We start from the raw sequence: 255 nt of genomic DNA on the forward strand, positions 1-255 counted from the left end.
GTAAAATCCCGCGAGGAGCACGGGGACGTCCGTCAGTCATTGCTCCTCACCGGGTATAGCGGGAGTTCACAGTCGTTAAACCGAACCAGGTCTGTGTAACGGATATTACCTACATACGGACCTGGCAAGGCTGGCTGTATCTGGCCGTGGTGATAGACCTGTTTGCCCGCAATGTGGTGGGCTGGTCAATGAAACCCTCACTGTCGCGCGAACTGGCGCTGGATGCTCTCCTGATGGCCGTCTGGCGACGAAGGC

1 pseudogene is annotated in these 255 nt (G+C 57.6%); it reads left to right on the plus strand.

Annotated features, from left to right (window positions below):
* Positions 1-255, plus strand: a pseudogene (locus IB226_RS23140) (DDE-type integrase/transposase/recombinase); the annotation flags it as partial.

It is taken from the genome of Pantoea sp. PNT03, assembly GCF_014852515.1.
GTDB classification, from domain to species: Bacteria; Pseudomonadota; Gammaproteobacteria; order Enterobacterales; family Enterobacteriaceae; genus Pantoea; species Pantoea leporis.